We start from the raw sequence: 24083 nt of genomic DNA on the forward strand, positions 1-24083 counted from the left end.
AAGTTATAAACACCGAAGTCACAAAACGCGCTGCCGCCTGTCTGATGGTCGATGCCTTTGACCATCGCACCCTATAAAAAACCATGGGTGCAACATACGGAGACATCCCTTGAAGGGGATGTGTAATAGCATGACTTTTTCTAAAGAAACAAAACACGAGTCCAAAGACGCAAGTCACGACTCAAAAAGCACTGGAACTGAGTTTCAGAATTTTGCCTTAGCGGCATCACTCCTTAAAAACGTTGCTGAACTGGGTTATACCCAAGCCACTTCCGTGCAAGCTCAGGTTATTCCTGCAGCCCTAGCTGGTGGTGACTTATTGGTCAGCAGCCAAACCGGTAGCGGTAAAACTGCAGCCTTTTTGTTGCCTTTAATTAATCAACTGATTGAAAGCAACCCAAATAATTCACCTGTACCAGGTCGGGCACAACCTAAAGTGTTAGTACTCTGCCCTACTCGTGAATTAGCTCAACAGGTTTCCGCTGATGCAGTGAACTTAGTTCGCGGCATGAAAGGTATCCGCATTGCTACTGTGATGGGTGGCATGCCTTACGGCAAACAAATCCAAGCATTGAAAGGTGCATTGTTAGTTGTTGCAACTCCAGGTCGTTTGCTCGACTTATGCGATAGCAAAGCAATTCGCTTAGATGATGTTAAACAACTCGTTATCGACGAAGCCGATCGTATGCTTGACATGGGATTTGCTGAAGATCTCGAAGCCATTGATAAACGTTGCGCTAGTCGCGACCAAACCTTGATGTTCTCTGCAACCTTTGCACCAAAGATTATGTCTTTAGCAAATGAGTTGACTACAGATGCCAAGCGTATTGAACTTGCTCACGCAGGTGAAAAGCACGCCAACATTGAGCAGAAGTTGCACTGGGCTGACAGCATGTCACACAAGCATAAGCTTCTTGAGCACATTTTGGCTGATGCCTCTTTGGATCAAGCAGTCGTGTTTGCAAGTACCCAAGTTGAAAGCGAAAAGATCGCTGACACATTGCGTGCGAATGGTTACGAAGCGACTGCCCTTCACGGTGCAATGCCTCAAGCTGTACGTATGCGTCGCCTAGAGTCTTTACGTAAGGGTCATACCAAGATTTTGGTAGCAACAGACGTAGCGGCTCGCGGTATTGATGTGCCACGTATTAGCCACGTGATTAACTTTGGCTTGCCAATGAAACCAGAAGACTATACGCACCGCATTGGTCGTACAGGTCGTGCTGGTCGCAATGGTGTAGCAATCACTTTGGTTGAACATCGTGATCGCGCCAAGATTCGCAATATCGAGCGCTTTACACAGCAAGATATCGTTGCCTCTGTCATCGCTGGTCTAGAGCCACAAGCCAAGCCTAGCTTTGGTGGTGGCGGTGGTCGCCCTGGTGGCCGCTCTGGTGGTGGCTTCGGCGGCAATCGCTCTGGCGGTGGTGGCGGTCGTTATGGTTCAGGCGCACGCTCTGAGTCTCGCTTTGGTGGTGGCGGTGGCAATGCTGGTGGAAATCGTTCTGGCGAATCTCGTTCAGCTGATTCACGCCCAGCACGTTCTGCCGACTCACGCCCTGCGCGCTCTGCTGACTCACGTCCAGCGCGACCAGCAGGTCCACGCTTTGCTAAACCAAAGTCTGGCGGTCAACGTCGGAACTTTAGCGGTAGCTAAAAATGTTTCACCGTAATCGTCTCCGTTCTGCATGGAATCGAGTCGGTTCCGGTGAAATTCATCGGGCTCCGCGTCAGTGGCAAGCCTGGCTAAGTGATACTGGGTCACTCACCCAAAAAATTGAGAAGGCAATTGGTCAAAAACTGGAAGTGCAGGTTTTGCGCGATTGCCCACAAACCTTAAATAGCGACGAGAGTCGCTATTTTCATTTCAGGATTAGACGCTGCCGAGTCCGGGAAGTACTACTCTGTGCAAATGGCATCCCTTTGGTCATGGCCCATAGCGTGATCCCAACCTTCAGCTCTAGCGGTAGTAATCATGCGGTTCTGCGCTTAGGCAAGAAGCCCCTAGGAGCGGTGTTATTTGCCAAAACACGTAAACACTCCAAAGCTAAACCACCACGAGACATTGCACGCCTAGACAAAAGCAGTGCGTTATGGAAAAGATGTTCTAAAAATCATCCTAAGATAACTTCACCTTTATGGGCACGACGTACCCTCTATCGTTTAAAGGGTCACCCAATACTGGTGAATGAAATATTCTTGCCGGCTCTATTGCAACAAACAAAAGCCTAAAGGCGTAACCAAGCAAGGCTGGCTTTAATCAAAGCCTCATCACCTGGCTCAGTAGTAAATACTTCTCCAAACCCAATGATTTCTGCCGCATCAGCAATTTGGTAATGCGGACACAATGCACTTGCGCTATCTAAACTTTGGGGAAATTGATCCTGGGCCACTTGCCCCAGATAACGCACTGCCTCAGACGAAGTGAGCAGCCAAAGGGAGCTAGCAAAATCGATCTCCCGAATCAAATCCCAAGCGGGATTATCCAAATCCAATGGCACTCGGCTATAGGTTGATATGGCCTCAACCACTGCGCCTTCATGCTTTAGAGTCTCGGCCAACCACTCTCGGCCACCCTCACCCTTAAAGATCACCACCTTCTTATTATTCCAATTCCAGCCTAGGGTTTGAAGCTCTTGCCATAAGCCTTCTGAATCCCACTGCTCATTGTTCTTTGGCATCAGGATTGGGGTAGCACAATCCTCCCGACCAATACCGTGATTTTGTAAGGCAGACTTGCTGCTACCACCCATTACCCCAATGGGAATAATCTTCTGAGAAAAGTCTTGCCAATTACATTCCAGCAAACGCATCACGCACTCAATCGCATTGGGGCTCACAAAGATGGCTAGGTCCGCATCTTGTAAAACATTGCCGATATGTTCAGCCAATTGCTCATCGCTCTTCGGAACAATGGTGAGCAGCGGCAAAGAGATAATCTCTGGCACATTCCATTGAGAGATGCCACCTCTTTCAATACTGCTAGAAAGCGCCTCGACCAATTGACGTGCTTGACCACCGGGCCTAGTCACGACAATGGTTTTAGTACTCATGATGAATGGTGCGTTTTTATTTGGGGAGCTGCGGAATTAAATCTGCTGCACCCTGTGCTAGCAAATCATTCGCAACAGTTAGTCCTAGCGCCTCAGCATCTTCGATCGACTGCACTGTTGCAGCGCCACTAGCAAGACAGATCGCTTTGCCATCCACACTTGCTACAAAAGAACGAATCTGCATTTGGTTCTGATCCCATACAGCGTAAGCCGCTAAGGGCACTTCGCAAGAACCACCCAATTGACGAGAAACCATACGCTCAGCCGAAACCGCATATAAAGTTGCCAAGTCATTTAAGGGGGCAAGCCATTGCTTGATGTTTGGATGAGAGCTCAGCGTCTCAATGCCGAGCGCTCCCTGCCCTGCGGCCGGAGTATAAGGGTCGTATGGCAGGTATGCACGAATACGACTCTCTAGTCCTAAGCGTTTTAAGCCTGCTGCAGCTAAGATGATCGCTTGATACTCGCCACGATCCAGCTTACTCATGCGTGTGTCTAAATTACCGCGCAGTGGCGCGATTTCTAAATGGGGAAACCTGGCTCGTAACACTGACTCACGACGCAAGCTCGAAGTTCCAACAACAGCTCCTGCTGGCAAATCTTCCAAACGGGCAAAGTCATTAGAAACAAATGCATCGCGTGCATCCTCTCTGGCCATCACGCAGGCGAGCTCAAATCCTTCTGGCATCACCATAGGCACATCTTTAAGGGAGTGGACAGCTAAATCTGCGCGCCCATCCTCTAAGGCCGTTTCGAGCTCTTTTACAAAAAGACCTTTACCACCCACTTTAGATAGTGCTCTGTCCAAAATCTGGTCCCCACGGGTAGTCATTCCTAGAATCTGGACGTCGCACTCGGGATACAGCTTTTTGAGGCAATCTCGGACGTGTTCAGCCTGCCACATGGCTAGCCGACTCTCACGGGATGCAATGACCAGGCGCTTGGGAGCAGCCAAATGGGCGGATGCTGAGGAAGAATTCAGGGTTTGGGACATAACATTTAAAATAATCAAAGACCTACACCAATATACTGTGTTTATGAGCTCATCCAAAAATTCCTTAGCCAACAAAGCCCAAGCGTGGTCAGCCCGCTTTAATGAACCCGTTGACGAACTTGTGCAGCGTTATACGGCCTCCATTGGCTTTGATCAACGCTTTGCTATGGTCGATATTGCTGGCTCATTAGCCCATGCCCAAATGTTGGCCAATCAGAAGATTATCAGCGCCCAAGATTTGGCGGACATTCAAAAAGGAATGGCCCAGATTCAGGGAGAAATTGAAGCCGGTCAATTTGAGTGGCAGCTGGCATTGGAAGATGTGCATCTCAATATTGAAGCTCGCCTCACTGAACTTGTGGGTGATGCAGGCAAGCGTTTACATACTGGTCGCTCACGTAATGACCAGGTAGCTACTGACTTGCGTCTATGGCTGCGCGGTAGTGTTGATGAAATTTCAGAAACACTGAAAACCTTACGTGTTGCACTTCTAGATCTAGCTGAGAGGCATGCTGCCACCATCATGCCTGGGCACACCCATCTACAAGTTGCACAACCAATTACCTTTGGTCATCATTTGATGGCTTATTTTGAAATGTTTAGTCGTGATGCCAGTCGTTTGGCAGATTTACGCTCACGCTTTAATCGTCTGCCATTAGGAGCCGCTGCTTTAGCGGGCACGACCTATCCGATTGATCGTGAGCAAGTAGCTAAAGCACTTGGATTTGATGGTATTTGTAAGAATTCTCTAGATGCCGTTTCAGACCGGGATTTTGCTATTGAATTCTGCGCCTTTGCATCGATCTTGATGATGCACGTATCCCGTCTATCTGAAGAGCTTGTACTGTGGTTAAGCCCACGCTTTGGCTTCATCGATCTGCCAGATCGCTTTTGCACTGGTAGCTCCATCATGCCGCAGAAGAAAAATCCCGATGTCCCTGAATTAGCACGTGGGAAGACTGGCCGTGTTTACGGTGACCTCATGTCTTTGCTAACACTGATGAAGAGTCAACCTCTGGCATACAACAAAGATAACCAAGAAGATAAAGAGCCTTTATTTGATGCCGTTGATACCGTACAAGATACCCTGCGCATCTTTGCTGATATGGTGCCCCATATTGAAGTCAAGGCAGCCGTTATGAAAGCAGCTGCTGAAGAAGGTTTTGCAACTGCAACCGACTTAGCTGACTACTTGGTCAAAAAAGGTTTGGCATTCCGTGATGCTCATGAAGCAGTAGCACACGCCGTTAAAGCCTGCGTCGGCAGAAATTGCATGCTGACCGACTTAAGTCTTTCTGAATTACGCTTTGCTTGTGGCTTAGATAGTCGCCCTGAACTGATTGGCGATGATGTCTTTGCGCTACTGACTGTAGATGGCTCAGTCCAATCTCGCCAGCACGCTGGTGGGACTGCCCCAGCCCAGGTGCTTGCAGCGATTGCACAGGGTCGTGCAGATCTTTAGTGCTTCTTGATTTCTTTGATGCTGTTATCGTCATTCACGATAACAATTCTAGGAATATGAGAGGCAACTTCACTCTCTGGTACTGAACCGTAAGTACAGATAATCAAATGATCACCAACATGTGCTTTTCTGGCAGCAGCGCCGTTTAGGGAGATGATGCCAGAGCCGCGTGCCGCTTTAATAATGTAAGTCGAGAAACGATTACCGTTATTAATGTTGTACAACTCGATCTTTTCAAATTCACGCATATTCGCTGCATCCAAAAGATCTTCATCAATTCCACACGAACCTTCATAGTGAAGATCTGCTTCAGTCACCGTAGCACGGTGAATCTTGGCCAGCAACATAATTCTATTCATCTCTATTTCCTAACAATTACAGACTGATATCGCGTTCTTGTCTTACGCAATCAACATAGTACTCGCTATGTCCATTGACTTCCGCTTTCACCAAACCATGAATATCTGTTTCAAAGCCAGGGAACTTCTCGTTAAAGTCTCTTGCAAAGTAGAGATAGTCAATGATGCGCTTATTAAAACGCTCCCCTGGAATCAACAGTGGAATACCTGGAGGATACGGAGTAACCAACATCGCCGTCACGCGCCCCTCTAGTTTATCCAAAGGTACCCGATCGACTTCTTTATGAGCCATCTTTGCCCATGCCTCTGAAGGCATCATGGCTGGAACCATATCCGAGGTGTACATCTCAGTGGTCATGCGCGCTACATCACGGCTCTTATAGAACTCATGAATCTGTTGGCAGATATCCTTCAAACCAACACGCTCATATCGAGGATGCTTGGCAACAAACTCTGGCAGAACCTTCCAGAGCGGCTGATTCTTATCAAAGTGATCTTTAAATTGCTGCAACTCCGTTACCAAGGTATTCCAACGACCTTTAGTAATACCGATCGTAAACATGATGAAGAAGGAATACAGCCCACACTTCTCAACGATCACACCATGTTCAGCTAAGTACTTAGTGACGATGCTCGCTGGAATGCCCATGGAGCCAAAATGGCCCTCGATGTCGAGACCTGGAGTAACGACTGTCGCCTTGATCGGGTCAAGCATATTGAAGTCTGTGGCAAGTTTGCCAAAGTCATGCCAAGTAGCATTGGGCTCCAATACCCAATCGGAGCGCTCGCCAATACCCTCTTCAGCTAAGTGCTCTGGACCCCAAACTTTGAACCACCAATCGGCGCCAAATTGCTCATCGACTTCGCGCATTGCACGACGGAAGTCCATCGCTTCAGCAATAGATTCCTCAACCAAGGTGGTACCGCCAGGAGACTCCATCATTGCCGCTGAAACATCACAGGAAGCAATGATGGCGTACTGTGGGCTAGTAGAGGTGTGCATCAAGTAAGCCTCATTAAAGCAATCACGATCCAACTTAGTATCTTCAGCATCCTGAACCAATACCTGAGAAGCTTGTGACAAACCAGCTAATAATTTATGCGTTGACTGGGTTGCGAACATCAAACTCTTCTTCGTGCGTTTACGGTCAGCGCCAATCGCATGCATGTCTTTATAGAATGGGTGGAATGCAGCATGAGGCAACCAAGCCTCATCAAAGTGCAGGGAATCTACTTTGCCGTCAAGCATCTCTTTAATCATCTCGACGTTGTACACAATGCCGTCATAAGTACTTTGCGTCAAAGTCATGACGCGAGGAACAACATTCTTATCCTTAATAAAAGGATTTGCTGCAATTTTCTTCTGGATATTGGCCCACTCAAACTCTTCTTTCGGGATCGGACCAATAATACCAAGGTGATTACGAGTAGGCATCAAGAAAATCGGGATCGCACCCATCATGGTGATGGAGTGAATTACTGACTTATGGCAATTGCGGTCAACCAAGACCACATCGCCAGGCGCTACGGTGGAATGCCAAACAATCTTGTTCGATGTTGATGTACCGTTTGTAACAAAAAATAAATGGTCTGCATTGAAGATGCGGGCAGCATTACGCTCACTTTGCAATACCGGACCAGTGTGGTCCAAGAGTTGACCTAATTCTTCAACCGCGTTACATACGTCAGCACGTAACATGTTTTCACCAAAAAATTGATGGAACATCCGGCCCACAGGGCTCTTCAGGAAAGCAACTCCACCAGAGTGGCCCGGGCAATGCCAAGAATAAGAGCCTTCAGAGGCGTAATTGGTGAGAGCACGGAAGAATGGTGGCGCTAATGAATCGAGGTAAACCTTGGCTTCACGAATAATATGACGTGCAACAAACTCTGGCGTGTCTTCATTCATATGAATGAAGCCATGCAACTCACGCAAGATATCGTTAGGCATATGGCGTGAGGTACGAGTCTCACCATATAAGAAGATGGGAATATCTTCATTGCGCTTACGCACTTCAGTAATGAATGCACGCAAATTATTTAATGCTGGAAGATCATGGTCTTCAGAATCTGATACAAACTCTTCATCATCAATGGAAACAATGAAAGTTGAGGCACGTGAAGCTTGTTGCGCAAAGGAAGTTAAGTCACCATAACTGGTTAAGCCAATAACTTCCATGCCTTCATGCTCGATCGCTTCGGCAAGGTCGCGTATACCTGAGCCCGAAATATTTTCGGAACGAAAGTCCTCATCAATAATGATGATTGGGAAACGAAATTTCATAAAAACTCCCCTGCTATTCGGTCCGAGGCATTCGGAACCCACTTCTCAAAATTAGCCAAGTCTATGACTCGACCGCCATCTGGCGAAACCGTGACTATATCGATAAATGTCGCATTTTGCTGAATATCTTTGGGCAAATATACGTGACGTGCATAGACTTGATTTGCGAGGCTCTCATGGTAACCAGTAAATGTGACCAATAGGTGCCAAAGATTGCTGGAGCCTTGGGAAAAGCACTCTGCCAATGGACTGGATTCATCTAGGCTATGCATCGCCGTCCAGGTTAAGGAAAATACTGGGCTCTCCGAGCGATGGAGGGTCAACTCTACCGAACGCCGGTAACGCTCCCCCTCAGAGGTGATGCTCTCAGCAATCAACCAAAGCCGTAACTGGGCCTCCACAATATGGGAGCTACGACAGTTAGCCACCCGAAATTTGAGGGTCTTCATGCCATCATGATTTCCGACTACAGCTACCTTAGAAAAGCGCACACCAGCAGTTGGGCGAGTAAAGCGGGCAAAAGCCAAACCCGTTGTTAGTGCGGAATATACGATCCCAAAAAATGCTTCAAAGGTCACGATGGAATTAGGCCAATGCCCTACTGGCGTCATCTGACCATAGCCAATCGTTGCCATTGTCTGGACACTGAAATAAAAGACATCTAAAAGTGAGCCTGGTTTGGTATTGGTAATAGCACCTGGGCCGCAAGCTAGGTATCCCAAGGCAAATAGCAGATTGGTTCCCAGATAAACCAGAATCACTAAGAGCATGAACTTGCTCCAAGTAGTTCCTAATAGCCAGTGGTAGAAATCATTCTCTGGTCGCGCTAAAGATGAGCGGGTTAAGGTAGCCCGATAGTCCTCAAGGTTTATCCGCGTGGGGCGGCGGCCAAACTGGAATTCGTCCACTGGCAGGAAAAGCTTTTAGGTCTTAGGCAGGGTTACGCCCCGCTGACCCTGATATTTTCCGCCGCGATCTTTATAAGATGTTCCGCACACTTCATCGCTCTCAAAGAAGAGTACCTGCGCACATCCCTCGCCCGCATAAATCTTGGCAGGCAATGGCGTCGTGTTAGAAAACTCCAAAGTCACATAGCCTTCCCACTCTGGCTCAAATGGAGTGACGTTCACAATAATTCCGCAACGTGCATAAGTACTCTTACCTACGCAAACTGTTAACACGCTGCGCGGAATCTTGAAATACTCAACCGTTCTAGCCAATGCAAATGAATTCGGTGGGATGATGCAAACATCGCCCTTGAAATCGACAAACGATTGCTCATCGAAATTCTTAGGATCAACAATCGTGCTGTTGATGTTTGTAAAGATCTTAAATTCATCTGCACAACGAATGTCGTAACCATAGCTTGATGTGCCATAACTTACGATTTTGTTGCCAGCAGCGTCTTGGCGAATTTGTCCAGGCTCGAACGGGTCGATCATGCCTTGTTCGCCCATACGGCGGATCCAGTGGTCAGATTTAATAGTCATGGGCGAATTGTAAAACCTTCACCGCCATTACCCCGCATTTATTGGGGTCTAAAGGCCCAAAATTAGCTGTTTTGGCTAAAAACCACCCGTTCAGGGGCGTTGTAGATCTCGAAGTGTTTGCCCGAGCAGCGGGACAGGATAGTGAGATTGGTTTTGCGGGCCAGTTCTAGGCCCATCAGGGTGACACCCGAGCGGGTTAGCAAGAAGGGAATGCCCATTTGTGCACCTTTAATCACCATCTCTGAAGTCAGACGACCCGTCGTGAAGAAGATTAAATCTTTTCCGGATTTATTGGCCAACCACATCAAGCCAGAAATCGAGTCCACCGCATTGTGACGACCAACATCTTCTATAAAGTGGAGCAACTGAACGCCGTGATCTCCTGATCTCTCAAAAACGGCGCAAGCATGCACAGACCCAGACTTTTTATATATTGAGTCATGTACTCGAATGGCTTCAATGAGGGCAACAATAGCTTCCTGGGATAACTTGGGTCCATCTGGCAAAGAAATCTCTGCCATCTCTTCCATCAAGCCACCAAACATAGTTCCCTGACCACATCCTGTGGTGACCACGCGCTTACTGGTGAGTGCATCGATATCTACCGTACTGCGGCGTGTTTTAACTGCAGCCGAATCGGTCTCCCAATCCACCTGAATACTTTCAATATCGTGCACAGACTCCACGAGGCGTTGATTACGCAGATAGCCCAGTACCAAAGCCTCAGGAGCGCTCCCCAGAGTCATCAGGGTGACCACCTCCCGCTTATCCAGATAGATGGTTAGAGGACGTTCGCCAGGAATATGGGTGAGTTTCTTTCTTCCGGCCTCATCCAATATCTCCACCTCATGCACCAAGGGCACGGAGGCATTGGACATCTGGATATCGGGTTTTACAGCCATGCAAGACTTTCTAAATCGGGTTGAAACTGAAGTTAATGGGGCTGAATTTAGCATTCGGGAGTGCTTTACTTTAACCGCAGACTAAAATCGTTGCAGAAGCCCGCATAATTGCGTATTACCCTAATTTAACCTTCTTATTTAAGTCCGCATTACATGAGCAGCCCCCAGCGTCGCCTCCTAGTTACCTCAGCGTTGCCATATGCCAATGGCCAGATCCATATCGGCCATTTAGTGGAATATGTTCAAACCGATATATGGGTACGCTTTCAACGGATGCGCGGCCATGAAGTTCACTATGTGGGTGCTGACGATACGCACGGCACTCCAATCATGTTACGAGCAGAAAAAGAAGGGATTACTCCCAAGGAATTAATCGCCAATGTTTGGAAAGAACACAAGCGAGACTTTGATAACTTCCTGATCTCATTTGATAACTACTACACGACTGATAGTCCTGAAAATGAAAAGCTGTCTCAAAGCATTTATCTCAAACTCAGGGATGCTGGCTTAATTGAAAAGCGTGCCATTGAGCAAGCCTATGATCCCGTTAAAGAGATGTTCTTACCAGATCGCTTTATCAAAGGCGAATGTCCTAAGTGCGCTGCCAAAGATCAATATGGCGACTCTTGTGAAAAATGTGGTGCCACTTACTCTCCTACTGATCTCAAGAATCCTTTCTCGGTAGTAAGCGGTGCAACCCCGATCAAAAAAGTGTCTGATCATTACTTTTTTAAATTATCAGATCCACGCTGCGAAACTTTCTTAAGAGACTGGACACAAGTCAGAACACCATTGCAAGCTGAAGCGCGCAATAAGATGAAAGAGTGGGTTGGCCAGCCTGGCGAGAGCAAGCTTGGGGACTGGGATATCTCCCGCGACGCCCCCTATTTCGGCTTTGAGATCCCTGATGCCCCAGGTAAATACTTCTATGTCTGGCTGGATGCCCCGATTGGCTACTACGCTAGCTTCCTGAACTATTGCCAAGCCAAAGGCCTGAATTTTGATGAATGGGTCAAGCCAGATACCACTACAGAGCAATACCATTTCATTGGTAAAGATATTCTGTATTTCCATACTTTGTTTTGGCCAGCGACACTGCAATTTTCTGGCTATCGCACACCCACCAATGTATTTGCTCACGGCTTCTTAACCGTTGATGGCGAGAAGATGAGTAAGTCTCGCGGCACCTTAATTTCAGCGAACAGTGTGATTGAGTGTGGATTTAATCCTGAGTGGTTCCGCTATTACTTTGCTACGAAACTCAATGACAGCATGGAAGATTTGGATCTGAATCTTCAAGACTTTGTCGCACGAGTAAATAGCGATCTCTTAGGCAAGTACATCAACATTGCTAGTCGTAGTGCTGGCTTCTTGGTGAAACGTTTTGGCGGCATTGTGTCTGATGCAGCAATGAGCAATCCGTTGCTCAAAGAAATTGAAGGAGCGAGCGAAAAAATTGCGCAGCTTTATGAAGGGCGTGAATATGCCAAAGCGCTGCGGACCATCATGGAACTTGCTGACAAAGTGAATGGCTTTGTAGATGAAAACAAGCCTTGGGAAATTGCCAAAGATCCTGAGCGCGAAGCCCAATTGCAGCAGGTTTGCAGCATTACGCTTGAGGCCTTCAGAATGCTAAGTCTCTACCTCAAACCGGTTATTCCGCAGGTTGCTGCAGGCGTAGAGGAGTTCCTCTCGCTCCCGCCGCAGGTCTGGAACGATATCCACACGCCGCTATCGAGCAAGAACCCCATTCAGGCCTATAAACACCTCATGACCCGAGTGGAAGCCCCTCAAATTGAGGCTTTACTGGCTGCAAACCTGTAAAAATACCCCTAAAAAGCACCTATAATGGTGCCGTAGTACAAGAATGACTGTTGGGATGAATTTCCGAATTTATTCCATTAAGTCATTGAATTTATTGAGTATTTTAGGAAATACCATGGCAAGATATCAATCTGAATTCACCCAGTTCTTAAATGAGCTCAAAACTGAGAAGCCCAATCTTGAGGCTGAGCAACAAGCGGGTCGCGCCCTCTTGTGGGACAAAGAGCCATTGAGCGTTGAAGACCAACGTCGCGCAAAAGCCGCGAAATTAAAGCAACGCGCTTACGTATATTCGAATGACTAATTTAGGTAATGGGTTGGAGCCTGAGCCAAGTGCTCAACCGATCTCCGATTTACTGGACAGCACGCCGTCTGTAACCGACGGGATGTCAGAAGCGTTTGCCAAGCTGTATGGCGAGCCACTCTTTAAGCTTCCTACTGATCTTTATATTCCGCCAGATGCACTCGAAGTTTTCTTGGAGGCATTTGAAGGGCCGCTTGATCTCTTGCTTTACTTGATCCGCAAGCAGAATTTCAATGTACTTGATATTCCGATGGCGCAAGTAACACAACAATACTTAAGTTACATCGATCAAATTCGCCATCACAATCTTGAGCTTGCTGCCGAGTACTTGCTCATGGCAGCAATGTTGATTGAAATTAAATCTCGCATGCTTCTGCCAATGAAAAAAGCAGATAGCGAAGAGGAAGTCGAAGATCCTCGTGCAGAATTAGTACGTCGTCTCTTAGAGTACGAACGCATGAAGTTAGCCGCACAAGAGCTTGACCAGATCCCTCAGCAAGGACGGGACTTCCAGGTTGCACATGGCTTTGTGGATACTACCGTTGCCATTACTTGGCCTGAAGTGAACTTAGAAGACTTGCAAATGGCCTGGCGTGATGTATTGCATCGCGCCAAACTCACCCAGCACCACACCATTACTCGTGAAGAACTCTCTGTACGTGACTTTATGACCCGCATCTTGCGTCGCTTACAAAGCAGTCGCTTTATTGAGTTTGGCGAGCTCTTCGAAGATGCCATTAAGAGTGGCAAGGGGATTCCAGTTGTGATCGTGAACTTTATTGCGATACTAGAACTCTCTCGCGAGGCTTTGGTTGAGATCACTCAAGCTGAGCCCTATGCACCAATTTATGTACGCCTTGCCTACACTCCTGTTGCATGAAAATCATTAGCGATATTCAAGAGCTGCGCGACCATTTGCGCGGCCAAAACCGGGCCTCTTTTGTGCCGACCATGGGCAACCTGCATGAAGGTCACCTCTCACTCATGCGACTAGCAAGACAACACGGTGATCCAGTGGTGGCTAGCATCTTTGTCAATCGCTTGCAGTTTGGTCCAAACGAAGACTTCGATAGCTACCCACGCACTATGCAGGCTGATATTGAGAAGTTAGAAAAAGAAGGTGTATACATTCTGTTTGCACCGACTGAACGCGATCTGTATCCACAACCCCAAGAGTACCGTGTTGATCCACCTCAACAGCTTGGCGATATCCTCGAAGGCGAGTTCCGACCAGGATTTTTTAAAGGCGTATGCACAGTCGTATTGAAATTATTTTCTTGTGTCCAACCCAAGGTGGCGGTGTTTGGTAAAAAAGATTATCAACAGCTGATGATTATTCGCCAAATGGCCAAGCAGTTTGCTTTGCCTGTTGAGATTGTTCCAGGTGAAACCATTCGCGCTGAAGATGGCTTGGCCCTCTCCTCCCGCAATGGCTATCTATCCACTGCAGAGCGTTTAGAAGCACCCGAGCTCATGAAAACCTTAAAAGACGTGCGTCAACGGGTCCTCGACCTCAATGTTCGTGACGCAAAATCGCTTTCAGAAATTGAAAAACTTGCTGTCGCATCCCTTGCTGGGCGTGGCTGGGAACCGGATTACATCGCGATTCGTCAGCAAAGTGATTTAGCACCGGCTTCAAATGAGACCTTGCAAGCTGGTGAGCCGCTGGTGATTCTCACGGCTGCGAAGCTAGGCAAAACGCGTTTGATTGATAACCTAGAAATTTAATCTGGGCGATATTCCTACAGGGCGAAAAATTGACCTACTTGTAGGTTTAACTCTTTCGCCAATTCAGCACCAGTCACCTTTCCTGCGCCACCCTTGGCTTTGAGGACCTCAATCTGTCCGCCATGGCAAGTGACAAAGAATGAATCTAGGGTGATCTGAGTAATTTCTCCAGGCTTTCCTTTAACAGCGCCATAAGTTGCAGCGATATGCTTATGGCAATCGTAGATCTGCACTTTCTGCTCACCAAACTTTGTCCATGCCCCAGGCGCTGGATTGCAAGCCCGGATGAGGTTATAGATTTGGCTGATATGTGTTGCCCAGTGAATCTGTGCGGCATTAGCATCAAACCAACCTTCGTAGTTGGCTTGTGATTCATCTTGAACCACCTCTTGATGCTTGCCTGCTACTACAAGGTCTGCAGCTTCTAGCAATGCTTTCACGCCAATTGGAAATAGATGATCAAAGTAGATTTTTCCAAGAGTGTCATCGGGACCGACAGCAACTTCCTTTTGCAAAATCACTTCGCCCTCATCTAAACCATCAGAAGGACGGAAAATCGTTAAGCCCGTTTTTTCTTCGCCCAATGCAATCGCCCAATTGATAGCACTCGGACCACGATACTTTGGCAAGAGTGATGGGTGATATTGAATTGTGCCGTGCTTCGGAATCTTGCAGAGCTCTTGCGGAACAAACTGCAATACATAGGCCATCACGCAGATGTCCGCATTGCTATCAATCATGGCTTGAGCAGCCTCTGGACCCTTGAGGGAGCTAAACTGCAAGGGGGTCAATCCCCTTGCTAGCGCAGCCTCTTTAAGCACTTCAGGCTTAGTTGATTTGGGATTATCTGGTGGACAGAAAACGGCAACCACTTCATCGCCGCGATCTAAAAAGGCCTCTAAAGCCGCCTTACCGAAATCCGCACTCCCAATCAAGGCGACCCGCATCTTAAATAACCTTATCGTGACGGAGAGAAATCAATTCATCTGTTGAGTAACCAAGTTCACTCAAAATCTCATCAGTGTGCTCACCGAGCAATGGCGAACGCAACACCTCAGTGGGGCTATCAGACATCTTGATCGGATTACCGACAGTTAGGTACTTGCCACGAATCGGGTGATCTACTTCAACTACAGTACCTGTAGCACGCAATGCAGGTTCTTCTGCAATCTCTTTCATGGACAAAATTGGGCCACATGGAATGTCGTATTTATTCAAGACATCCATCACCTCAAACTTACTCATGGTCATGGTCCACTTTTCGATCTCACCAAAGATCTCCATCAAATGGGGCAAGCGAGCCATTGGCGATGCAAAACGTACGTCTGTAATCCAGTCTTCACGACCAATGACTTTGCAAATCGCTTCCCATACAGGGGCTTGTACAACTACATAAATATAGGAGTTGGGATCAGTCTCCCAGCCTTTACATTTCAGAATCCAACCAGGTTGACCACCACCAGAGGCATTACCGGCGCGGGGTACAGACTCACCAAACTCGCCATTCGGGTACTGTGGGTACTCTTTCATCGTGCCGTTGCGCTCAAGGCGCTGTTGATCGCGCAACTTCACGCGGCACAAGTTCAATACCGCGTCTTGCATTGCAGCCAATACCTTTTGACCGCGGCCAGTATGAGTGCGCTGATACAAAGCAGTAACGATGCCTAGCGCCAAATGTAAACCAGTACCACTGTCACCAATCTGAGCTCCAGTTACCATCGGAGGGCCATCATCAAAACCGGTAGTGGATGCAGAACCACCAGCACACTGCGCAACGTTCTCATACACTTTGCAATCTTCATATGGACCAGGACCAAAGCCTTTTACAGAAGCCATGATCATCATTGGGTTGAGTTCTTGAATACGCTCCCAAGTAAATCCCATGCGATCGAGTGCACCCGGTGCAAAGTTTTCCACCAATACGTCACATTCCTTGATCAAACGCTCAAGAATTTCTTTGCCCTTTTGGGTTTTGGTATTCACGGTGATTGAACGCTTGTTATGGTTCAACATGGTGAAATACAAACTGTCTGCGTCAGGAATATCGCGTAACTGACCGCGTGTTGCATCCCCTTCACCAGATTTTTCTACCTTGATAACGTCAGCTCCGAACCAAGCGAGTAACTGAGTACAAGTCGGCCCGGATTGAACGTGCGTAAAGTCGAGGATTTTGACCCCTTCTAGTGCTTTTGCCATGATTTAAGTCCTAATAAGAATGAAATTTTGAATTAGGGCAATTTTACCAGCGAGGAATGGGGGTAATTCAGTTATGCCCGGTTTTTGGGCATCCATGCCAGATCAGCCTTAATCATTACTTCTAAGGCCTATATGCGGTTATGCCTGAGGGTTTTCAAGGTCAGCGATCCGCTTTTTGAGCGCCCTCTCCTGGGCAAAGCGCTCAGTTTCATCCCGAATCACCGCTACGACTCCATTCGCTTGATGATGGTCATCAAACAACATCCCCACTGTAAAAGCGATAGAAAGCGTGCTGCCATCTTTGTGTAAGGCGGGAACTTTTAGCAAAGAAGCGCCATAACGGGTGGTACCCGTCTTCATTGAATTGCTATAGCCCGCGTTATGTTGATGACGCTGGCGCTCAGGCACGATCAGATCTAAAGTCTGGCCAAGCGCCTCTGCTGCTGAGTAACCAAAGATGCGCGTTGCTGCCGGATTCCACAGAATGATCTTTTCATGCGCATCCGCAACAATAATGGCATCACCCATGCACTGAACCAATTGATGTAGATCTACAGTTGTATTCATGTTCTCAGTCTATAGAATAAAAAAGGCGCTCACAAGGAGCGCCTTTAAATTCATGCGGTAACTAGAAATTAAACCGCACGTGCCTCGTGCAATTTAGCAATTTCTTCTTTGCCATATCCAAGGTCAGCCAACACTTCATCAGTGTGCTCACCCAATACTGGAGAAGGCTTCACTTCAATTTCCAAATCAGAGAACTTGATTGGGCTACCGATAGTCAAATACTTGCCACGAACCTTGTGGTCAACTTCAACAATCGAACCGCTCTTACGCAAGTCTGGTGAGTTTGCTAGTTCTTTCATAGAGAGGACTGGCGCGCAAGGAATATCGAACTTGCGGAGAATATCCACAGCTTCATATTTAGTCTTGTCTTTAAGCCAGTCTTCGATGGTTGCGAAGATGTCAAAAATCTTGTCTTGACGCGCTTCAGCAGTCATATAGGCTGGATCAGTTGCCCACTCTGGTTTGCCCAATGCTTTGGTAATTGGCTCCCAAGCATGGCCTTGAATAGTGAAGTAGATATAGGCATTAGGATCAGTTTCCCAGCCCTTACACTTCAACACCCAACCTGGCTGACCACCACCACCAGCGTTACCGCCACGTGGAACTACGTCAGTAAATGAACCGTGTGGGTACTGTGGATACTCTTCCAAGTAACCAATTTTGTCTAAACGCTGTTGATCGCGCAACTTCACGCGGCACAAGTTCAATACAGCATCTTGCATTGAGCAAGAAACTTTTTGACCTTTGCCAGTTTTTTGACGCTGCATCAATGCAGTCAAAATACCAATTGCCAAGTGCATACCAGTATTAGAGTCGCCTAACGCTGCAGCAGAAACTGTTGGAGGACCATCCCAGAAACCAGTGGTAGAAGCAGCGCCACCAGCACATTGCGCTACGTTCTCATACACTTTCAAGTCTTCGTATGAGTGGCCATCGCTAAAGCCTTTAACGGAAGCCAAAATCATTTTTGGATTCAGCTCCTGAATACGCTTCCAAGAGAATCCCATGCGATCTAAAGCGCCTGGGCCAAAGTTTTCCACCATGACGTCAGAGGTCTTGATCATCTTTTCTAATACTTCTTTACCTTCAGGCGTTTTGGTGTCCAAAGTTAAAGAACGCTTGTTACCGTTGAGCATAGTGAAGTACAAAGCATCTGCACCTGGCACATCGCGCAACTGGCTGCGGGTTACGTCACCAGATCCTGGACGCTCTACCTTAATGACGTCAGCACCATAAAAGCCCAATAGCTGAGTACATGCAGGACCTGCTTGTACGTGGGTGAAGTCAATAATGCGAATGCCGTCTAATGGTTTAGTCATGTTTGTTTCTCCTTAATTATTTCTTATTTGTTACTCAATGTATTCCAAAAATATGATCTTTTTATTACTGGCTTAAATCCTGTATGAACTTATTTCTTAGAAGCTGTAGAAGCTGGGTTTAAGTTCGTTAAACGCCCGCTCTCAGTACCCGCAGTTTCATCAATGACAGCATTGATGAGTGCTGGCTTACGAGCTGCAATCGCTTCTGTTAAAGCTGCCTCTAGTTCTGCTGGAGTGGTAACGTAATAACCGACTCCACCAAATGCTTCCATCATCTTGTCGTAACGTGCATCTTTTACGAAAACGGTTGGGGCAACATCAGCACCACCAGTAGGATTTACATCGGTGCCACGATAGACGCCGTTGTTATTAAAAACTACTGTGGTGATAGGCAAGTTGTAACGGCAAATCGTTTCGAGCTCCATACCGCTAAAGCCAAATGCGCTATCGCCTTCTACGGCAACAGTTGGCAAATCACTGATTACTGCAGCACCAATGGCATAACCCATACCAATACCCATAATGCCCCAGGTACCAGAGTCAAAACGCTTACGTGGCTTGTACATATCGACAATTGCACGGCAATAGTCAAGCGTATTGGCACCTTCGTTTACCAAGTTCACATCTGGGTTCTTCTTGATCACATCACGAATTGCACGCAATGCGCCGTGGAAGTTCATTGGGTTTGCTTCTTTAGCAAGCGTTTCTGCCATCTTCGCAGTGTTCTTCTCTTTCTTCTCATTAATTGCAGCAATCCATTCGGCACTTGGCTTAGGAACAGCAGCAATACCCTTCAAGAGCTCACCAACGCATGAACCGATATCACCAATCAATGGAGCGGCGATTTGTACGTTGCTATCCACTTCGTTGGCTTGAATATCAATTTGAATAAATTTCTTTGGATCTTTACCCCAGGTTTTGCCTTTGCCGTGTGCAAGCAACCAGTTCAAACGCGCACCGACCAACATAACGGCATCAGCTTCAGCCAATACAAAAGAGCGCGCGGCAGAAGCAGATTGTGGATGGTTATCAGGCAATAAACCTTTGGCCATCGACATTGGCAAGTAAGGAATGCCAGACTTCTCGATCAAATCACGAATCTCTTTATCCGCCTGTGCATAAGCTGCGCCTTTACCCAAGAGGATCAATGGACGCTTAGCGCCTTTGAGAACATCTAATGCACGAGCCACAGCATCAGCAGCTGGGATTTGACGTGGGACAGGATCGATTACCTTGAAAATGGATTTCTTGGCTTCTTCCACTGGCATGGTTTGACTGAGCAACTGTGCTGGCAAGTCCAAGTACACGCCACCTGGACGACCAGAAACGGCTGCACGAATAGCGCGCGCAAAACCGATGCCAATATCTTCAATGTGATTAATACGATATGCCGCTTTGCAGTAAGGCTTCGCCGCATTGAGCTGATCCATCTCTTCGTAATCACCCTGCTGCAAGTCAACGATCTCACGCTCGCTAGAACCAGAAATCAAAATCATTGGGAAACAGTTCACTGTGGCATTAGCCAAGGCTGTCAAACCGTTTAAGAAGCCAGGTGCAGAAACTGTCATGCAGATACCAGGCTTTTGGGTCATGTAGCCCGCAATTGCCGCAGCATTACCGGCATGCTGCTCATGACGGAAACCAATAAAACGTATCCCTTCAGCTTGCGCTAAACGGCATAAGTCTGTAATTGGAATACCAACAAGACCGAAAATTGTATTGAGATCATTCGCCTTCAAGGCGTCAATGACGAGATGAAAGCCATCAGTTAATTGTGTGTTTTGGTTATCTGTTGTCATAGTATTTTTGTCAATTGCAAATTTGGCTCTTCATGAGCTCTTAGCAATTTAGCTTACGCTAGTGTCTCCAATCAAGTTATTAATTGCACAACGGGTATTGCTCCCGCCTAGGCAGTAACGAATATTAGGCTCGGGGGTGTGGATCATCATTGACTTCGGTCAATTTCCCCCTAAATCTTGGGGGTGCAAGCTCAGATAAAAAGCTCTTTATGCTTTGTTTTAAGGCGACTCAGGGTCTCAGGGGAGAGGTTCAGATAGGCCGCCAGCTCCTTTTTGGGGAGCAACTCAAACAAGTCCTCGTATTTACGTAAGAAGCGCTCTACTCGGCCCGGGGCATCGAGCATATGCAAGGTAATGGTATGAGCCATGATCTCACTCATTAAGCGCATGACCTCGAACTCAAAGCTTTCCTTGAGGGGTTTATGTTGCTCTAAAAACTCAGCCCATTTTTTGAGGGGCATCCGAGCTACACGGGCTTTGGTGACACTCGCAATGCTATAAGGTGCGGCCGTTTTAAGGCGCCAGGCAGCATAGCTGGTCTCAATATCCTTTTCGATGGCAAAACGCAGAATCATTTCTTTTGCATCAGAGCTAGAAACAATCCGCTTCAGAATGCCATCGAGCACAAAGTACTGCTCCATCTGGTGATCGCCTTGATGCAGCAGGATTTCTGATTTCTTGAGGTCCGAGATCTCCAAATGGCTCTCTAGTTCAGCCATTTCTTCCGGACTCAAGCTGCTGAGAACGGAGTTTTGACTCAGCTGCAGGCGAATCAGGTTTTTTTCGGGGTGCTTGTCTAATGCGGTCATGAATCCTTAATCCTAGACCCATTATTGTAGGCTTTTTTACCCTGAATTTCACAGTAAATACCCCCAAATAGGCTAGAATTGAGAGGTCGTGGTGCTTTATTGCAATGCAATAAGGTTAAACGGGAAACACTAAACGTGTGCTGCCCCCGCAACGGTAAGTAAATGCCTCTTCAGCAGCAGTTTTGGAGGTCAGGAATTTGAATACGCCACTGTGCGCGTCAATCGCATGGGAAGGCCAAATTCTGAGATTTACTAGCCCGGATACCGGCCAAGACAGGTGGAATTTCGCGGACGGGGACCTTCGCGCGCCAGTGAAGCTCTTGGTCTATCGATCTTGCGCCAAATTGACGCCAATCTCCTGCACGAGAAATTCTGTTCGACGCAGCTTACGGGGAGGTGAGCTAGGCATTCGATCACAGAAAGTCAAGAATGAAACAGCAGTTCAGTAGCAAACACTTTGGCACCCTTCTCTGTGCCGGGCTAGTTATTTATGGCGGCGCAACAGAGGCGCAGAATAGTTCTAGTGTTTCGGTAACCAATTCTCTAGACCCAATCAATCCGATTATTGTTACTGCAACGAGGACGCCTAAGTCAGGCAATGATGTGTTGGCAGACTACACATACATCAGTAGAGATGAAATTGAAAATTCAGCGCAATCAAGCCTTCCTGATTTGCTTCAACAACAAAGAGGAGTTCAGATATCGAGCTCCGGTGGGTCTGGAAATATTTCGAGCGTTTACTTAAGAGGCACAAGTAATGCTCAAAGTTTAATTCTGATAGATGGCGTGAAAATTGATTCTGTTGGAGGCGGGGCTATATGGAACTCTATTCCACTCTCCCTAATAGATCATATTGAAATCATTTATGGCCCTCAAAGCACCTTTTATGGCTCAGATGCAATGGGTGGTGTAGTGCAAATCTTTACCAAGAAAGGCAGTGCAGCAACAGAGTTTGATGTCTCTGCAGGATACGGCTCCTATAACACTAGCATTTCAAGTGCATCCGTCTCAGGATCCTTGGGAAGCGAGAAATCAACCCAATATTCAATTGGGGTAAGCCAAGAAAATTCAGCTGGGTTTAACACCGTTGCCAGTAACAATCCAGCTAACCCCAGTGGCGCAAATTATCGTGGGTGGGGGCCATACCCTACAGTTGCGACTGGCTACACCAGAATAGGAACCACTGGGTCTATATCCAATACTTGGTCGCAAGGACAAGAACTGGGTTTCAAAATATTTGCTAGCAAAAACAATTGGCAATATCCAAGCTACGATTATTTAGGTGGGGCTGCAGCAGTAAACGGCGGTGTAAACCAGTTGTCCGTATTTTCTGCCTACTCACGAAATCAAGTAACGGATATCTGGAATAGTCTGTTTCAGATGTCGAGTTCAACGAATGCAACTCAAGCGAATACTCCTCAAAGCAATGACAAATTAGTTACGCCGGCCTATGATTTTCTTTGGCAAAACGATATCAAAATTGGTCCAGATAAATTGCAAGTTCTGTTAGAACGAAATATGCAATATGCCAATATGGATAATTCGGCTTATTCGACATACTGCGGATATGGTCCAGCAGGTGCATGCAACAATATCAATGTCAGCCAACTTCGAACCACTAACTCCATTGCTGGTGCTTACGAATTAAAACGGGGCAATAACCTCGCCACCCTCTCAGTTAGAAATGACCAAATTTCTCAATATGGGTCTAAGGTTACTTACAGTGCTGCGTATGGATATTTTCTAACCAAAGAATTTAGAGTGAATGTGAATTACGGCACTGGATTTAGAGCGCCATCATTTAGTGATCTTTACTACCCGGGTTACGGGAACATCAATTTGCAGCCGGAGACAAACAAAAACGTTGAAGGCGGAATTCATTATGAGACACAAAGTTACGGCCTACATCTCACCGCCTATCAAAATAGAATTGAGAATTTTATTATTCCCATTAATTGTGATCCGAACCTAGGATGCGCAAACCCAGCATATTATTCACAATCCTATCCAGCAAACTTTAGCCTGGTTCAAATTAAAGGCGCTTCTTTGGGCGCAGACGCAAGAATTTCAAATTTAACGCTGAAAGCGTCTGCCGATGCAATGAGTACTGTAGATCAAACCACAGGTCTAGATGTGCCCAATAGGGCAAATTGGGTTGGCAATTTACTGATTGATTACAAGCTTAATAAATTTAATGTTGGGTCAAATGTCACAGTAACTGGAGCAAGATGGGGAGGCGTCAATTCCGATCAAACAGCAAATGTGAATAACCTACCTAGCTACACCCTGGTTGGCCTTTATGGGAGCTACCAAATAGAAAAAGGTCTCTCCACTTTCATTAGGTGGAATAACGTATTCAATTCACAATATCAGACCAGCTACGGCTACGCCAATGCTGGATCTAATGTATTTGTGGGCCTTCGCTACGCCATGAAATAAAGGCTTTTTTCAGTCTACAATGCCAGTATGAATGAGCCCACCCCTCTCTCTACTGACATTGATACTGATGCCCTGAGCGCATCCCTTAAAAGGATTGCCGAGAAGATCCATTCGATCTCTGAATCTGTAAAGCAGTTAACGCAGAATCGCGTGCAGCTTGAGGGCAAAATTGAGGATGCTCAAAAACGCGTGCAACGCATCTTGAGTCGTCTTCCAGAACAAAACGATGGTCGCCAATTAAATTTACTTGGTGAAGCTATTCCACCCACCAACGCAGAGGATGATAGTGAGCCAACAACGCATTGAAGTAACTCTTGCCGGTCAAAAAATTACGCTGGCGACTAGCACTGAGCATGAACCCCTCCTGCGCGCAGCCTGCGTGTTAGTAGATGAACAAATTCAATTAGCTATTGGCGGCGGTAATCGCAGCATTGAACGCGCTAGCATGATGGCCGCCCTTAAAATTGCAGGTGACTTAATTACTCTGCAAAAAAATCAAACGCAACAAGCCCCCTCTTCCAACGTGAGCCCTGATGAAGTCATTCGACTTCAGT

22 protein-coding genes, 1 pseudogene and 1 riboswitch are annotated in these 24083 nt (G+C 47.0%); of the genes and pseudogenes, 10 read left to right on the plus strand and 13 right to left on the minus strand.

Annotated features, from left to right (window positions below):
- Nucleotides 1–130: 130 nt before the first annotated feature.
- Nucleotides 131–1657 (plus strand): DEAD/DEAH box helicase, encoded by a 1527-nt coding sequence (locus IEN92_RS00670; RefSeq protein WP_215373524.1) that lies wholly within the window; start codon nucleotides 131–133, stop codon nucleotides 1655–1657.
- 2 nt (nucleotides 1658–1659) lie between these two features.
- Nucleotides 1660–2232 (plus strand): chorismate lyase, encoded by a 573-nt coding sequence (locus IEN92_RS00675; RefSeq protein WP_216159608.1) that lies wholly within the window; start codon nucleotides 1660–1662, stop codon nucleotides 2230–2232.
- Here IEN92_RS00675 and IEN92_RS00680 read toward each other — a convergent pair.
- The gene (locus tag IEN92_RS00680; RefSeq protein ID WP_216159611.1) at nucleotides 2229–3053 is read right to left on the minus strand and encodes a uroporphyrinogen-III synthase; all 825 of its coding nucleotides are present in this window, start codon (nucleotides 3051–3053) and stop codon (nucleotides 2229–2231) included. The genes IEN92_RS00675 and IEN92_RS00680 overlap by 4 nt on opposite strands.
- A gap of 16 nt (nucleotides 3054–3069) precedes the next feature.
- Nucleotides 3070–4047, minus strand: coding sequence for a hydroxymethylbilane synthase (gene hemC / locus IEN92_RS00685; RefSeq protein WP_216159614.1), 978 nt, complete (start codon nucleotides 4045–4047; stop codon nucleotides 3070–3072).
- 43 nt (nucleotides 4048–4090) lie between these two features.
- Here hemC and argH point away from each other — a divergent pair, with 43 nt between their 5' ends.
- Nucleotides 4091–5509, plus strand: coding sequence for an argininosuccinate lyase (gene argH / locus IEN92_RS00690; protein WP_216159617.1), 1419 nt, complete (start codon nucleotides 4091–4093; stop codon nucleotides 5507–5509).
- Here the strand turns inward: argH and panD are convergent.
- From panD to IEN92_RS00715, 5 genes are all read right to left on the minus strand, one after another.
- The gene (gene panD / locus IEN92_RS00695; protein WP_215373532.1) at nucleotides 5506–5868 is read right to left on the minus strand and encodes an aspartate 1-decarboxylase; all 363 of its coding nucleotides are present in this window, start codon (nucleotides 5866–5868) and stop codon (nucleotides 5506–5508) included. The genes argH and panD overlap by 4 nt on opposite strands.
- Before the next feature lie 16 nt (nucleotides 5869–5884).
- Complete coding sequence (locus IEN92_RS00700) at nucleotides 5885–8152, minus strand: arginine/lysine/ornithine decarboxylase (RefSeq protein WP_215373534.1); 2268 nt, start codon at nucleotides 8150–8152, stop codon at nucleotides 5885–5887.
- Nucleotides 8149–9060 (minus strand): ion channel, encoded by a 912-nt coding sequence (locus IEN92_RS00705; RefSeq protein ID WP_215373536.1) that lies wholly within the window; start codon nucleotides 9058–9060, stop codon nucleotides 8149–8151. The genes IEN92_RS00700 and IEN92_RS00705 overlap by 4 nt, the downstream gene beginning before the upstream one ends.
- A gap of 15 nt (nucleotides 9061–9075) precedes the next feature.
- Complete coding sequence (gene dcd / locus IEN92_RS00710) at nucleotides 9076–9642, minus strand: dCTP deaminase (RefSeq protein WP_215373538.1); 567 nt, start codon at nucleotides 9640–9642, stop codon at nucleotides 9076–9078.
- A 62-nt stretch (nucleotides 9643–9704) separates the two neighbouring features.
- Nucleotides 9705–10544, minus strand: coding sequence for a formate dehydrogenase accessory sulfurtransferase FdhD (locus tag IEN92_RS00715; protein WP_216159619.1), 840 nt, complete (start codon nucleotides 10542–10544; stop codon nucleotides 9705–9707).
- Nucleotides 10545–10697: 153 nt separating this feature from the next.
- Here IEN92_RS00715 and metG point away from each other — a divergent pair, with 153 nt between their 5' ends.
- The 4 genes from metG (at nucleotide 10698) to panC (ending at nucleotide 14400) form a co-directional block, all read left to right on the plus strand.
- The gene (metG, locus tag IEN92_RS00720; RefSeq protein ID WP_216159622.1) at nucleotides 10698–12368 is read left to right on the plus strand and encodes a methionine--tRNA ligase; all 1671 of its coding nucleotides are present in this window, start codon (nucleotides 10698–10700) and stop codon (nucleotides 12366–12368) included.
- 115 nt (nucleotides 12369–12483) lie between these two features.
- Nucleotides 12484–12672, plus strand: coding sequence for a DUF3460 family protein (locus tag IEN92_RS00725; RefSeq protein ID WP_215373543.1), 189 nt, complete (start codon nucleotides 12484–12486; stop codon nucleotides 12670–12672).
- Nucleotides 12665–13552, plus strand: coding sequence for a ScpA family protein (locus tag IEN92_RS00730; RefSeq protein ID WP_215373545.1), 888 nt, complete (start codon nucleotides 12665–12667; stop codon nucleotides 13550–13552). The genes IEN92_RS00725 and IEN92_RS00730 overlap by 8 nt, the downstream gene beginning before the upstream one ends.
- Nucleotides 13549–14400 (plus strand): pantoate--beta-alanine ligase, encoded by an 852-nt coding sequence (gene panC, locus IEN92_RS00735; protein ID WP_215373547.1) that lies wholly within the window; start codon nucleotides 13549–13551, stop codon nucleotides 14398–14400. The genes IEN92_RS00730 and panC overlap by 4 nt, the downstream gene beginning before the upstream one ends.
- 14 nt (nucleotides 14401–14414) lie before the next feature.
- Here the strand turns inward: panC and IEN92_RS00740 are convergent, their stop codons facing one another.
- From IEN92_RS00740 to IEN92_RS00765, 6 genes are all read right to left on the minus strand, one after another.
- Nucleotides 14415–15347, minus strand: coding sequence for a methionyl-tRNA formyltransferase (locus IEN92_RS00740; protein ID WP_216159625.1), 933 nt, complete (start codon nucleotides 15345–15347; stop codon nucleotides 14415–14417).
- Between the two features lies 1 nt (nucleotide 15348).
- A complete protein-coding gene (gene frc / locus IEN92_RS00745) occupies nucleotides 15349–16596 on the minus strand; it encodes a formyl-CoA transferase (protein WP_215373550.1) in 1248 nt (415 codons plus the stop codon).
- Between the two features lie 138 nt (nucleotides 16597–16734).
- On the minus strand, nucleotides 16735–17163 hold the full coding sequence (locus IEN92_RS00750) for a PAS domain S-box protein (protein WP_216159627.1): 429 nt from the start codon (nucleotides 17161–17163) through the stop codon (nucleotides 16735–16737).
- 68 nt (nucleotides 17164–17231) lie between these two features.
- Nucleotides 17232–18482, minus strand: coding sequence for a formyl-CoA transferase (gene frc, locus IEN92_RS00755; protein ID WP_215373554.1), 1251 nt, complete (start codon nucleotides 18480–18482; stop codon nucleotides 17232–17234).
- An 89-nt stretch (nucleotides 18483–18571) separates the two neighbouring features.
- Nucleotides 18572–20281 (minus strand): oxalyl-CoA decarboxylase, encoded by a 1710-nt coding sequence (gene oxc / locus IEN92_RS00760; RefSeq protein ID WP_215373556.1) that lies wholly within the window; start codon nucleotides 20279–20281, stop codon nucleotides 18572–18574.
- A gap of 191 nt (nucleotides 20282–20472) precedes the next feature.
- Nucleotides 20473–21090, minus strand: coding sequence for a Crp/Fnr family transcriptional regulator (locus IEN92_RS00765; protein WP_215373558.1), 618 nt, complete (start codon nucleotides 21088–21090; stop codon nucleotides 20473–20475).
- A 72-nt stretch (nucleotides 21091–21162) separates the two neighbouring features.
- A riboswitch (cobalamin riboswitch) is annotated at nucleotides 21163–21378 on the plus strand.
- Nucleotides 21379–21519: 141 nt separating this feature from the next.
- On the opposite strand from IEN92_RS00765, the gene IEN92_RS00770 reads away from it, so the two are divergent.
- The 3 genes and pseudogenes from IEN92_RS00770 to IEN92_RS08940 all read left to right on the plus strand — a co-directional run.
- Nucleotides 21520–23529, plus strand: coding sequence for a TonB-dependent receptor domain-containing protein (locus IEN92_RS00770; RefSeq protein WP_215373560.1), 2010 nt, complete (start codon nucleotides 21520–21522; stop codon nucleotides 23527–23529).
- 27 nt (nucleotides 23530–23556) lie between these two features.
- Nucleotides 23557–23835: a hypothetical protein gene (locus tag IEN92_RS00775; RefSeq protein ID WP_215373562.1), complete on the plus strand. Its 279-nt coding sequence runs from the start codon at nucleotides 23557–23559 to the stop codon at nucleotides 23833–23835.
- Nucleotides 23810–24046, plus strand: a pseudogene (locus tag IEN92_RS08940) (cell division protein ZapA); the annotation flags it as partial. The gene IEN92_RS00775 and the pseudogene IEN92_RS08940, both read left to right, overlap by 26 nt.
- Nucleotides 24047–24083 lie beyond the last annotated feature (37 nt).

The sequence above is a fragment of the Polynucleobacter sp. MWH-Creno-3A4 genome, assembly GCF_018881885.1.
Taxonomy (GTDB): domain Bacteria; phylum Pseudomonadota; class Gammaproteobacteria; order Burkholderiales; family Burkholderiaceae; genus Polynucleobacter.